This is a genomic window from Burkholderia pyrrocinia, assembly GCF_018417535.1.
Classification (GTDB): Bacteria; Pseudomonadota; Gammaproteobacteria; order Burkholderiales; family Burkholderiaceae; genus Burkholderia; species Burkholderia pyrrocinia_E.
Genome location: NZ_CP070977.1, coordinates 3,344,711 through 3,357,601, shown reverse-complemented (window position 1 = coordinate 3,357,601; position 12,891 = coordinate 3,344,711). Strand labels below are relative to the sequence as shown.

General features: G+C 65.1%; 13 protein-coding genes. 9 read left to right on the top strand and 4 right to left on the bottom strand.

Translation table 11 applies throughout. The annotated features are described in order from the left end of the window. Window positions 1–32: 32 nt before the first annotated feature. On the bottom strand, window positions 33–869 hold the full coding sequence (locus JYG32_RS15590) for an FTR1 family iron permease (RefSeq protein ID WP_174381842.1): 837 nt from the start codon (window positions 867–869) through the stop codon (window positions 33–35). 12 nt (window positions 870–881) lie between these two features. Continuing rightward, window positions 882–1,214, bottom strand: a complete 333-nt coding sequence (locus JYG32_RS15585; protein ID WP_107314464.1) for a cupredoxin domain-containing protein — start codon at window positions 1,212–1,214, stop codon at window positions 882–884. A 348-nt stretch (window positions 1,215–1,562) separates the two neighbouring features. Between JYG32_RS15585 and JYG32_RS15580 the strand changes: the two genes are divergently transcribed. Continuing rightward, complete coding sequence (locus JYG32_RS15580; protein ID WP_060319544.1) at window positions 1,563–1,763, top strand: heavy-metal-associated domain-containing protein; 201 nt, start codon at window positions 1,563–1,565, stop codon at window positions 1,761–1,763. Between the two features lie 52 nt (window positions 1,764–1,815). Here the strand turns inward: JYG32_RS15580 and JYG32_RS15575 are convergent, their stop codons facing one another. Together JYG32_RS15575 and JYG32_RS15570 are read right to left on the bottom strand one after the other, a co-directional pair. Next, the gene (locus JYG32_RS15575) at window positions 1,816–3,306 is read right to left on the bottom strand and encodes an aldehyde dehydrogenase (RefSeq protein WP_213264018.1); all 1,491 of its coding nucleotides are present in this window, start codon (window positions 3,304–3,306) and stop codon (window positions 1,816–1,818) included. Between the two features lie 84 nt (window positions 3,307–3,390). Beyond that, the gene (locus JYG32_RS15570; RefSeq protein WP_174381844.1) at window positions 3,391–3,942 is read right to left on the bottom strand and encodes a cupin domain-containing protein; all 552 of its coding nucleotides are present in this window, start codon (window positions 3,940–3,942) and stop codon (window positions 3,391–3,393) included. Window positions 3,943–4,355: 413 nt separating this feature from the next. Between JYG32_RS15570 and JYG32_RS38930 the strand changes: the two genes are divergently transcribed. The 8 genes from JYG32_RS38930 to JYG32_RS15535 all read left to right on the top strand — a co-directional run bounded on the left by JYG32_RS38930 (window position 4,356) and on the right by JYG32_RS15535 (window position 12,840). After that, window positions 4,356–4,580 (top strand): hypothetical protein, encoded by a 225-nt coding sequence (locus tag JYG32_RS38930; RefSeq protein ID WP_072437498.1) that lies wholly within the window; start codon window positions 4,356–4,358, stop codon window positions 4,578–4,580. A gap of 283 nt (window positions 4,581–4,863) precedes the next feature. Then, a complete protein-coding gene (locus JYG32_RS15565; RefSeq protein WP_213264017.1) occupies window positions 4,864–5,649 on the top strand; it encodes a gamma-glutamyl-gamma-aminobutyrate hydrolase family protein in 786 nt (261 codons plus the stop codon). A gap of 28 nt (window positions 5,650–5,677) precedes the next feature. Then, window positions 5,678–7,015 (top strand): glutamine synthetase family protein, encoded by a 1,338-nt coding sequence (locus JYG32_RS15560; protein ID WP_213264016.1) that lies wholly within the window; start codon window positions 5,678–5,680, stop codon window positions 7,013–7,015. Window positions 7,016–7,053: 38 nt separating this feature from the next. Further along, complete coding sequence (locus JYG32_RS15555; protein WP_213264015.1) at window positions 7,054–8,487, top strand: aspartate aminotransferase family protein; 1,434 nt, start codon at window positions 7,054–7,056, stop codon at window positions 8,485–8,487. Between the two features lie 61 nt (window positions 8,488–8,548). Continuing rightward, on the top strand, window positions 8,549–9,664 hold the full coding sequence (locus JYG32_RS15550) for a polyamine ABC transporter substrate-binding protein (RefSeq protein ID WP_174381848.1): 1,116 nt from the start codon (window positions 8,549–8,551) through the stop codon (window positions 9,662–9,664). 188 nt (window positions 9,665–9,852) lie between these two features. Next, window positions 9,853–11,007, top strand: coding sequence for an ABC transporter ATP-binding protein (locus JYG32_RS15545; RefSeq protein ID WP_213264014.1), 1,155 nt, complete (start codon window positions 9,853–9,855; stop codon window positions 11,005–11,007). 10 nt (window positions 11,008–11,017) lie between these two features. Beyond that, window positions 11,018–12,004 (top strand): ABC transporter permease subunit, encoded by a 987-nt coding sequence (locus tag JYG32_RS15540; protein ID WP_174381850.1) that lies wholly within the window; start codon window positions 11,018–11,020, stop codon window positions 12,002–12,004. After that, window positions 12,001–12,840, top strand: coding sequence for an ABC transporter permease subunit (locus JYG32_RS15535; RefSeq protein ID WP_174381851.1), 840 nt, complete (start codon window positions 12,001–12,003; stop codon window positions 12,838–12,840). Before JYG32_RS15540 ends, JYG32_RS15535 begins: the two co-directional genes overlap by 4 nt. Window positions 12,841–12,891 lie beyond the last annotated feature (51 nt).

Sequence of the window (12,891 nt, the reverse complement as noted above, 5' to 3'; positions counted from 1 at the left end):
GACGCCCCTTCTTTGATTCGAACCCGGAAAACTCACGCGGCAGCCCGCGGCGGTCTCACTGTCGCCTGCGGACGGCCGACGAGCCGCGTCAGCCCGACGATCGCCACCAGCGTCGCGACGTATGCGGCGATCTGGATGCCCGCCGGGCTTGCGGTATAGCCAATCAGCGTATGCAGCGCCTTGCCGACGATGCTCGTATCCTTGAGCAGCCACGACGTATCCCAGATCGCGTCGCCCCACGACGGGACAAGCCCCGCCGCCAGCAGGAAGCCGACGCACTGGCTCGCCATCCCTGCCGCCAGCAGCACGATCAACCCGTTGGTGACGGAGAACAGGCGCTTCAGCGGAATCTGCAGCAGCCCCGCATACATCGCATAGCCGAGCCCGGCCCCGCCGAGCACGCCAAGCAGCCCGCCCGCGACCATCTGCGGCGTCTGCCCCGGATCGCCCGCGGCGATGCCGTACAGGAACAGCACGGCCTCGGAGCCTTCGCGCAGCACCGCGACACCGACCACGATCGCCAGCCCGGTCAGCGGCCGGCTGCCGGCCGCGACGGCCCGTCCGACTTCGCCCATGTGCAGCGCCATCTCGCGGCCGTGCCGGCTCATCCAGATGCAGTGCCAGGCCAGCATCAGCGTCGCGACGAACATCACGCCCGCGTTGAATACTTCCTGGCCCATGCCGGACGCCCACTGCGAGATCGCGTCGGCGAACACGGCGATCAGGCCCGCGCCGACCACGCCGCCGACGAGCCCGCCGCCGACCCACCAGCCGCGCCGCGGCACGCCCTTCGTGGCGGCCATCACGATCGAGACCACCAGCGCGGCCTCGAGCACTTCACGAAAGACAATCAGCGCGGTAGACAGCATGGCGGGATTCGCTTACTTGACGGTCAGGTGGGTCTTCGACTGCGCTTCGTGATACTCGTCGTGAAACTCGTAGGTACCGGCCTTCAGCGGCCCGACCAGGATCTCGGCCGACTTGCCGGCGGGAATGACCTTCTCCGCCTTGAAGTCGTCGCTCTCGAATTCCGCGGGCGTCGCATCGAGGTTCTTCACGACGAACTTCACTTTCTTGCCGGCCGGAATCGTCACGCCATCGGGCGAAAACTTGTGGTCCTTCAGCGTCAGGTTGACGACGTCGTCGGCGGCGAATGCGGTGGCGGCCGACGCGCCCAGCAGGGCCACGGTGAAACCCAGTGCGAAACGGTTCATGTGCGTAACGAAATGAAATATCGAAGAGCACTGATAGTAAGATCGATTCGCATTTCCATATCGCGTACCCTTACTTGCTTTATGGAGATAGCGTTTCACAAGTATGCCTCGAGCCTTGCCAGGCAAGGCTCTCATCACATGAAGCCGGCGGCGCGTCGGCGTCAATCGGGAAAGATTCCGACTGACGCATGCGACTGCCTTCCGATTCGTCCGACTTCACGCTGGCAGGCGATCTCGCCGCGCCGGGCGACAACGCACGCGTCATGTCTGCATGAATGCGCTTGACCTTCCCACTATGGCAAGCTTCATGCTGACGGTGCTCGTCAATCGTCAACTCAGGAGAACACGATGGAATTCGAGGTCCAGGACATGACCTGCGGCGGCTGTGCCAATGCAATCACACGTGCGGTGACGGCCGCCGATCCCGCCGCGAAGCTCGACATCGACGTCGCGACGAAGATCGTCAAGGTCGAATCGGCGCAAGGCGCCGAACGCGTGCAGTCGATCATCGAAGCCGCCGGCTTCCACCCGGCGTTGCGCAGCGCATAACGCGCGCCGCGGGCTGCGGGCACCGCCGAGCGGCAGCGCCCGCGGCATCGCGTCAGTGCAGCCGGATCAGCGTCGACTTCAGCTCGGTGTACTTCTCGAGCGCGTGCAGCGACTTGTCGCGGCCGTTGCCCGACTGCTTGTAGCCGCCGAACGGGAAGTTCATGTCGCCGCCCTCGTCGTAGCAGTTCACCCACACCGTGCCCGCGCGCAACCGGCGCGACACGTCGTGCGCGGTCGTCAGGTTCGACGTCCACACGGCCGCGGCCAGCCCGTATTCGGTGTCGTTCGCAATCCGCACGGCCTCGTCGACGTCATCGAACACGATCACGGACAGCACGGGCCCGAAGATCTCCTCGCGCGCGATCCTCGCATCGGGCTTCACCTCGAACACCGTCGGCTCGACGTAGAAGCCGCCCGTCTCCTCCTTCACGCGTGCACCGCCCGTGACGAGCCTGCCTTCGTTGCGCCCCGCCTCGATATAGCCGAGCACGCGCTCGAGCTGGATGCCGTCGACGATCGCGCCCATCGATACCGACGGATCGAGCGGATTGCCGGGCACATACGCGCGCGCGGCCGCCACGAGCTTCTCGATGAATGTGTCCTTGATGTCGCGATGCACGAGCAGACGCGAGCCGGCCGTGCACATCTCGCCCATGTTGTAGAAGATCGCGCCGGCCGCCGCCTGCGCGGCGCGGTCGAGATCGGGGCAGTCCGGCAGCACGATGTTCGGCGACTTGCCGCCGAGTTCGAGCCATGCGCGCTTCAGGTTCGACTGCGCGGCGTACTGCATGATCAGCTTGCCGACCGCCGTCGACCCGGTGAACGCGATGCAGTCGACGTCGCGATGCAGCGCGAGCAGCTTGCCGGGTTCGCCCGCGCCCGGCACGACGTTGAACACGCCGGCCGGAATGCCGGCTTCGTACGCGAGCTGTGCGACGCGGATCGCGGTCAGCGGCGATTTCTCCGACGGCTTCAGCACGACGCTGTTGCCGGCCGCGAGCGCGGGGCCGAACTTCCACGCGGCCATCAGGATCGGGAAGTTCCACGGCACGACCGCCGCCACCACGCCGACCGGTTCGCGCGTGACGAGGCCAACGAGATGATGATCGGCCGGCGCGACTTCGCCGCCGACCTTGTCGATCGCTTCCGCAAACCATTCGACGCAGTACGCGGCGCCCGGCACGTCGACCGTCGTCGTATCGCCGATCGGCTTGCCCGCATCGAGCGTCTCGAGCAGCGACAGTTCGTCGAGATGCTCGCGCATCAGCGCGGCCCAGCGCAGCAGCACGGCCTTGCGTGCACGCGGGTTCAGGCCGGCCCACACGCCCGCGTCGAACGCGCGGCGCGCGGCCGCGACGGCCGCGTTCACGTCGGCTTCGCCGCATTCGGCGACCTTCGCCAGCACGCGGCCGTCGATCGGGCTCACGCAGTCGAACGTCTTGCCGCCGTGCGCGTCGCGCGACGCGCCGTCGATGAATGCGCGCCCGTCGATCTCGAGCGACGCCGCCTTGTTTTGCCAGTCAGCCAAAGTCAACTTGTTCATCAGGATGCCTCAATGTTGTGGCATTCGCGGTGCGACGCGCCGCGCGCATCATGCGCGGCCGGCCGCGAATGCGGTGACGCGCGGTCAGAAGGTTGCCGGCGAATTGGCCGAGACGACCTCGCAGATCTGTTCCGCGCTGGGATTGCGAAAACGGTGCGGCAAACGGCTTTCGAAGTAGTAGCCGTCTCCGGGGTCGAGCAGCCACGTCGCGCCGTCGACGGTCAGCTCGAGCCGGCCCGACACGACGACGCCGCCCTCGTGCCCCGCGTGCACGAGCATCTCGGGCCCCGTATCGGCATGCGGCTGGTAGATCTCGCGCAGGATGCACATGTTGCGGTCCTTCACGCTCGCGCCGACCAGATGGAACGCGAGCGTGTCGTTGCCAAGGTTCGGCATCTCGTCGCGACGCGACACGACCGAGCGCGATTCGACGAGCTCGAACGTGAAGAACTCCGCGAGACTCATCGGGATGCATTCGAGCAGCTTCTTCAGCGAGCCGACCGACGGGCTCACGCGGCCCTGTTCGATCAGCGAGATCGTGCCGTTGGTCACGCCGGCGCGCTTCGCGAGCTCGCGTTGCGACAGGCCATGCTTGTTGCGCACGAAACGCAGGCGCTCGGCAACTTCGGTGGACATCGATTCGGTTTCGGACACGATAAGTGCGATGGCAAAGTGAAACGACGCAGTGGACAGCCGTTGAATATTCTAATCACTTTATGCCGTACATCAGCGGGGAAAACCCTGAAAGGCGTTCGAAATAATGAACACCGTGTCGATCATTCCTTTTGCGAATCTTTTGTTCGTACTGCTCGGGAAAGCCCTGATGCAGGACCGTTAAAAAACATTTGACGCCGTTTTTGGCTCGTATATGCTGGCTCTCAGGTCAGCGTCATCAGACTTTCATCGGCAGCAAAAAGCGTTATCGCAACGCAAAAATTGATGCCCATCAATGTAAATGACGCGTAACCGGCGCCTTGATTATTTTAAACGCCCAGCGCGTTGAAACGGTCAGGTGTTCAATACTTTCAACAACCCAGTCGAGTGTAATCGTGAGAGTCCGTGGCCCTCTGGTGAGGTGGGATCGAAGCGTGGCGCGAAGTTCGCGCAGCGCTGCATCCCCTTCCGATGGCAGTTGCGGCTGGCATAGTCCTCGCCTGCAGCATCTGTCGATCTACACCATCCTGTCCCGTCGTTCCGTCCGGCGTCACAACGCCGTGTCCGCACGCGCATTCGTCGCCGTCGATACCGACGAAGTGGCGTCGCTGCTGCCGTAGCGCCTCTCCTTTCTTTACGTCGTTCGTTTCGTCTGCCGATTCGCCAACCGCATCGTCCATGCGGTGACGGAACGCGTCCGCGCATTCGTTGCCGCGTCGCGTATCGCAACCAAACGAACGACGGCCTGATCGTCGCGCGCAGCGCGGATCGCCACGTCATCCCGCTGCGCCCATTCACCAGCGGCCTTGCGCTCTGCGCCAGGCTGCGGGGCCGTGTCGTGCCTGCGTTTTGCAATATCCGACCCGACGCACGCTACAGCCCTATGGATTACTGATTGACGTCATGGAAAGGAAACCTCTCGTCGGCATCACCGCCGACCTCACGCAAATCGGCGCACACGCGTCGCATACGGTCGGCGACAAATACGTCGCCGCGATCGTCGACGGCGCGCAGGCGCTCGCGATGGTGCTGCCCGCGCTCGGCGAGCGCCAGTCGGCCGACGACGTCCTCGACACGGTCGACGGCCTGCTGTTTACCGGCAGCTACTCGAACGTCGAGCCGCACCTGTACGGCGGCGAGCCGAGCGCACCCGGCACGAAACACGACCCGGCGCGCGACGCGACGACGCTGCCGCTGCTGCGCGCGGCGATCGCCGCAGGCGTGCCGGTGCTCGCCGTCTGCCGCGGCTTCCAGGAGCTGAACGTCGTCTGCGGCGGCACGCTGCACCAGCACGTGCACGACGTGCCGGGCCTCGCCGATCACCGCGAGGACGACACCGCGCCGATGGAGTCGCAATACGGCCCCGCACACGTCGTGCGCCTGACGCCCGGCGGCAAGCTGCATGCACTCGCCGGCGGCCGCGATGAAGTGCACGTGAACTCGCTGCACAAGCAAGGCATCGCGCAGCTCGGCTCCGGCCTCGCCGTCGAAGCCGTCGCGCCGGACGGCCTGATCGAGGCCGTGAGCGTCGTCGACGCACCGGCTTTCGTACTCGCCGTGCAATGGCATCCGGAATGGCGGCATGCGCATGACCCGCTGTCGAGCGCGATCTTCCGCGCTTTCGGCGACGCCTGCCGCGCCCGCCGCCATGCCCGCACGCGCACCATGGCCGCCGCCGCGCTCGCCTGAGCGCGCCGACCCACTTACGAGAACAGACATGCAAGACATCGAAAGTTTTCTGAAGCAACACCGGATCACCGAAGTCGAGGCGATCATTCCCGACATGGCCGGCATCGCGCGCGGCAAGATCACGCCGCGCAACAAGTTCACGTCCGGCGAATCGATGCGCCTGCCGCAGGCCGTGATGGTGCAGACCGTCACCGGCGAATATCCGGAGGACGGCTCGCTGACCGGCGTGACCGACCCCGACATGGTGTGCGTGCCCGACGAATCGACGATCCGCCTGATCCCGTGGGCCATCGACCCGACCGCTCAGGTGATCCACGACTGCGTGCACTTCGACGGCTCGCCGGTCGAGATCTCGCCGCGCTACGTGCTGCGCCGCGTGCTCGACCTGTACCAGGCGAAGGGCTGGAAGCCCGTCGTCGCGCCCGAGCTCGAGTTCTATCTGGTCGACATGAACAAGGACCCCGACCTGCCGCTGCGCCCGCCGGTCGGCCGCACGGGCCGCCCCGAAACGGGCCGCCAGTCGTATTCGATCGAGGCCGTCAACGAGTTCGACCCGCTGTTCGAGGACATCTACGAGTACTGCGAAGCGCAGAACCTCGACATCGACACGCTGATCCACGAAGTCGGCGCCGCGCAGATGGAGATCAACTTCATGCACGGCGACGCGCTGTCGCTGGCCGACCAGGTGTTCCTGTTCAAGCGCACGGTGCGCGAGGCCGCGCTGCGTCACAACATGTACGCGACGTTCATGGCCAAGCCGATGGAAAACGAGCCGGGCTCCGCGATGCACGTGCACCAGAGCATCGTCGACGAGGAAACGGGCCAGAACCTGTTCACGTCGCAGGAAACCGGCGGCGCGACGTCGATGTTCTACAACTACCTCGCGGGGCTGCAGAAGTACACGCCGGCACTGATGCCGATCTTCGCGCCGTACATCAACTCGTACCGCCGGCTGTCGCGCTTCATGGCCGCGCCGATCAACGTGCAGTGGGGCTACGACAACCGCACGGTCGGCTTCCGCATCCCGCACTCGGGCCCGTCGGCACGCCGCATCGAGAACCGCATCCCGGGCGTCGACTGCAACCCGTACCTCGCACTCGCCGCGACGCTCGCGGCCGGCTACCTCGGCATGACGCAACGCCTGGAGCCGACCGAGCCGCTCGTCAGCGACGGCTACGACCTGCCGTACCAGTTGCCGCGCAACCTCGAGGAAGGGCTGACGCTGATGGCCGCGTGCGAACCGCTCGGCGAGATCCTCGGCCACAAGTTCCTGAAGGCGTATTTCGCGCTGAAGGAAACCGAATACGAAGCGTTCTTCCGCGTGATCAGCTCGTGGGAACGCCGCCATCTGCTGCTGCACGTATAAGCGCGCGCACAACCGCCATACGGAATCACGGAGGAAACATGACTTACCGCAACGAATCTGCCTGGATCCAGCCGGCCGCGCCGGCTGCCGCGCCGCGCGCGACGCAGGCACGCTCGACCGCCGAATACCGCGCGCTCGACGCCGCGCACCACATCCACCCGTTCTCGGACATGGGTGCGCTGAACCGCGCGGGCAGCCGCGTGATCGTGAAGGCCGACGGCGTCTACCTGTGGGACTCGGACGGCAACAAGGTCATCGACGGGATGGCCGGCCTCTGGTGCGTGAACGTCGGCTACGGCCGCAAGGAACTCGCCGATGCCGCGTATCGCCAGCTGCAGGAGCTGCCGTTCTACAACACGTTCTTCAAGACGACGCACCCGCCGGTGATCGAGCTTTCCGCGATGCTCGCGGAAGTGACGCCCGCCGGCTTCAACCACTTCTTCTATTGCAACAGCGGCTCGGAAGGCAACGACACCGTGCTGCGCCTCGTGCACCAGTACTGGCGCGTGCAGGGCAAGCCGCAGAAGAAGTACGTGATCTCGCGCAAGAACGGTTACCACGGCTCGACGATCGCGGGCGGCACGCTCGGCGGGATGGGCTACATGCACGAGCAGATGCCGTCGAAGGTCGAGCACATCGTGCACATCGACCAGCCGTATTTCTTCGGCGAAGCGCAGCCGGGCGAAACGCCGGAAGCGTTCGGCCTCGCTCGCGCGCAGCAGCTCGAAGCGAAGATTCTCGAACTCGGCGCGGAGAACGTCGCGGCGTTCATCGGCGAGCCGTTCCAGGGCGCGGGCGGCGTGATCTTCCCGCCGTCGACGTACTGGCCGGAAATCCAGCGGATCTGCCGCAAGTACGACATCCTGCTCGTCGCCGACGAGGTGATCGGCGGTTTCGGCCGTACCGGCGAGTGGTTCGCACACCAGCACTTCGGCTTCGAGCCCGACCTGATCACGATGGCGAAGGGCCTCACGTCGGGTTATGTGCCGATGGGTGCGGTCGGGATTCACGAACGGGTTGCGCGGCCGATCATCGACAACGGCGAATTCAACCACGGCCTCACGTACTCGGGCCATCCGGTCGCCGCAGCCGTCGCGGTCGCGAACCTGAAAGTGCTGCGCGACGAAGGGATCGTCGAGCGCGTGAAGAACGACACGGGCCCGTACTTCCAGGCACTGATGCGCGAAACCTTCGCGCGTCACCCGATCGTCGGCGAAGTGCACGGCCATGGCCTCGTCGCGAGCCTGCAGCTCGCCGAAGCGCCGGCCGAACGCCGCCGCTTCGCGAACGGCGGCGACGTCGGCACGATCTGCCGCGACTTCTGCTTCAGCGGCAACCTGATCATGCGCGCGACCGGCGACCGGATGCTGCTGTCGCCGCCGCTCGTGATCTCGCGTCCGGAAATCGATGAACTCGTGTCGAAGGCGAAGAAGGCCGTCGATGCAACCGCCCAGCAACTGAGTATTTCGTAACGGCTTTGTCTACAGGCGTGCGGCGGGCGCCGCACGCCGCCATAACCAGGGGAACTCCACCATGCGTGCCTGCTTTCTTCGCCAAGCCTGTTCTGTTGCCGCCCTTGCCGCCGCGGCAGCGTTCACGTCGGTCGCCAGCCCGTCGGCGCATGCCGACGAGCTGAATGTCTACAACTGGTCCGACTACATCGCACCGGACACGATCCCGAACTTCCAGAAGCAGACGGGTATCCACGTCAAGTACGACAACTACGACAGCGACGACACGCTCCAGGCGAAGCTGCTTGCCGGCAGCTCGGGTTACGACATCGTCGTGCCGACGTCGAACTACATGGCCAAGCAGATCCAGGCCGGCGTGTACCAGAAGCTCGACAAGTCGAAGCTGCCGAACCTCGCGAACCTCGACCCGCTGCTGATGAAGATGATCTCGGATGCCGATCCGGGCAACCAGTACGGCGTCCCCTGGGCCTACGGCACGGACGGCATCGGCTACAACGCGCAGGCGGTGAAGAAGGCACTCGGCGACAAGGCGCCCGTCGACAGCTGGGCACTGGTGTTCGATCCGGCCAACATGGAAAAGCTGAAGGGCTGCGGCGTGTCGTTCCTCGACCAGGCCGTCGACGTGTTCGCCGCCACGCTGCAGTACATGGGCAAGGATCCGAACAGCAAGAACCCCGGCGATTACCAGGCTGCATTCGAAGTCCTGAAGAAAGTCCGCCCGTACATCACCCAGTTCAACTCGTCCGGCTACATCAACGACCTCGCGAACAACGACGTGTGCGTCGCGCTCGGCTGGTCGGGCGACGTCGGTATCGCGCACCGCCGCTCGTCGGAAGCGAAGCGCTCGTACGACATCAAGTTCTCGAACCCGAAGGAAGGCGGCCTGCTGTGGTTCGACGTGATGGTGATCCCGAAGGATGCGCCGCACCCCGAGAGCGCGCTGAAGTGGATCAACTACATCTCCGATCCGAAGGTCAACGCGGCGATCACCAACACGGTGTTCTACCCGACCGCGAACAAGGCCGCGCACCAGTTCGTCACGCCGGCCGTCGCGCAGGATCCGACCGTCTATCCGCCGGAAGACGTGCTGAAGAAGATGGTGCTGATGAAGCCGATGCCGGCCGACATCCTGCGCCTCGAAAACCGTCTGTGGGCGCAGCTGAAAACCGGCCACTGATCGCCAGGCATCACGGCGGTGCAGGTTTCGCTTCACGCCTGCCCGCCTGAGATTCGCGGACATCCGTCCGCCCGTGCGCGCCGCGCGCACTGTTCCATCCGGCACGAGCCGTTGTCCGCGAGTCGCGTTGCACGCCTCGCGCGGGGACGCTCACGCCTGCAATCCGTGAAGAACGAATGGTGACTCCCATGCAATCGATACCCTCTTCCGCTGCTGCACGACAGACCCAACCGGCCGCTGCGGCCCGTACGCAAAACGACGCCTTCGTGCGCATCGAGAACGTCGTGAAGAAATTCGGCGACAGCACGGCCGTCGACAACGTGAACCTGACGATCGCGAAGAACGAGCTGTTCGCGCTGCTCGGCAGCTCGGGCTGCGGCAAGTCGACGCTGCTGCGCATGCTCGCCGGGCTGGAAACGGCGACCTCCGGCAAGATCTTCGTCGACGGCGAAGACCTCGCGTCGCTGCCGCCGTACCGCCGCCCGGTCAACATGATGTTCCAGTCGTACGCGCTGTTCCCGCACATGACGGTCGAATCGAACGTCGCGTTCGGCCTGAAGCAGGAAGGTACGCCGAAGAACGAGATCAAGGAACGCGTGGCCGATGCGCTCGCGCTCGTGCAGATGAGCAAGTATGCAAAGCGCAAGCCGCATCAGCTTTCGGGCGGCCAGCAGCAGCGCGTCGCGCTGGCCCGCTCGCTGGTCAAGCGCCCGAAGCTGCTGCTGCTCGACGAGCCGATGTCCGCGCTCGACAAGAAGATCCGCCAGAAGACCCAGCTCGAACTGGTGAACATCATCGAGAAGGTCGACGTGACCTGCGTGATGGTCACGCACGACCAGGAAGAAGCGATGACGATGGCGAGCCGCCTCGCGGTGATGAGCGAAGGCAAGATCGTGCAGATCGGCGCGCCCGGTGAAGTGTACGAGTTCCCGAACAGCCGCTTCTCGGCCGAATTCATCGGCTCGACCAACCTGTTCGAAGGGCGCGTCGTCGAGGACGAACCCGACCACATCTTCGTCGAGAGCGACGACCTCGAAGCGCGCATGTACGTGAGCCACGGCGTCACGGGCCCGCTCGGGATGCCGGTCGGCATCTCGGTGCGCCCGGAGCGCGTACACGTATCGCGCGACAAGCCTGGCTCGAAACACAACTGGGCGCGCGGCGTCGTGACCGACATCGCGTACATGGGCGCGTACTCGCTGTATCACGTGCGGCTGCCGAGCGGCAAGACGGTCGTGTCGAACCTGTCGAGCTCGCACCTGATGACCGACGCGGCGCCCGCCTGGAACGACGACGTGTTCGTGTCGTGGTCGCCGGCCAGCGGCGTCGTGCTGACGCAGTGAGGACGACACGATGAGAACCTCTGCTTCCACTCCGTCCGCGCCGGTGTCGACCGGTGCCGCGAGCACCGGCGCCGGCCGGTCCCGCCCGGGCCGCTTCGCCGCGCTGTCGCGCTTCCTGCCGTCGGGCCGCAACGTCGCGATCGGCGTGCCGTTCCTGTGGCTCGCGGTCTTCTTCGCGCTGCCGTTCGTGCTGGTGCTGAAGATCAGCTTCGCCGACCAGGTGATGGGCATCCCGCCGTACACGTCGCTCGTCGAGTTCAAGGACGGCGTCGTGCACTTCGCGCTGCAGCTGTCGCACTACGCGTTCCTGCTGCAGGACGACCTGTACATCGCGACCTACCTCAGCTCGCTGAAGATGGCCGCCGTGTCGACGGTGCTGTGCCTGCTGATCGGTTACCCGATGGCGTACTACATCGCGCGCGCCGAGCCGAACCGGCGCAACGTGCTGATGATGGCCGTGATGCTGCCGTTCTGGACGTCGTTCCTGATCCGCGTGTACGCATGGATCGGCATCCTGAAGGACGACGGCCTGCTGAACCATACGCTGATCGCGCTGGGCATCATCCACACGCCGCTGCGGCTCTATCACAGCGATGCGGGCGTCTACATCGGGATGGTCTATTCGTACCTGCCGTTCATGGTGATGCCGCTGTACGCGCACCTCGTGAAGATGGACCTCACGCTGCTCGAAGCCGCATACGACCTCGGCGCGAAGCCGTGGGTCGCGTTCACGCGGATCACGCTGCCGCTGTCGAAGAACGGGATCATCGCCGGCAGCCTGCTGGTGTTCATCCCGGCGGTGGGCGAGTACGTGATTCCGGAACTGCTCGGCGGGGCCGACACGCTGATGATCGGCCGCGTGATGTGGGATGAATTCTTCAACAACATGGACTGGCCGATGGCGTCCGCGGTGACGGTCGCGATGGTGATGCTGCTGCTGGTGCCGATGGCGCTGTTCCAGTACTACCAGGTCAAGGAACTGGAGGAAGCGAAATGATCAAACCGAGCAAACCGCTGTCGACGGGCGTTCTCGCCTTCGGCTTCCTGTTCCTGTACATCCCGATCATCAGCCTGGTCGTGTACTCGTTCAACGAGTCGAAGCTGGTGACGGTGTGGTCGGGCTTCTCGCTGAAGTGGTACGCGGCGCTGTGGCAGGACGACGAGCTGCTCACCGCCGCGTGGCTGTCGCTGAAGATCGGCCTGTTGACGGCCACCGCGTCGGTCGTGATCGGCACGTGGGCGGGCTTCGTGCTCGCGCGCTTCGGCCGCTTCAAGGGCTTCACGCTGTACACGGGGATGATCAACGCGCCGCTGGTGATTCCGGAAGTGATCCAGGGCATCTCGCTGCTGCTGCTGTTCGTTGCGCTGGAGCAGATGTTCGGCTGGCCGAAGGGCCGCGGGATGCTGACGATCTGGATCGGTCACGTGATGCTGTGCGTGTCGTACGTGGCGATCATCGTGCAGTCGCGCGTGAAGGAGATGAACAAGTCGCTGGAAGAGGCTGCACTGGATCTGGGTGCGACGCCGCTGAAGGTGTTCTTCGTGGTGACGCTGCCGCTGATCTCGCAGGCGCTGCTGTCGGGGTGGCTGCTGTCGTTCACGCTGTCGATCGACGACCTGGTGCTGTCGGCGTTCCTGTCGGGGCCGGGGTCGACGACGCTGCCGCTGGTGGTGTTCTCGCGCGTGCGGCTCGGGCTGAACCCGGAGATGAATGCGCTGGCGACGCTGTTCATCACGGCCGTGACGATCGGCGTGATCGTCGTGAACCGGATGATGATCGCGCGCGAGCGGCGCCGGATGGCCGACATGAAGGCGGCGTTCGCGGTGGCGTGAGCCTCCTCTTTTCTTTTCATCGATAACAAGACCCGCGCGCCGCCCCATGCG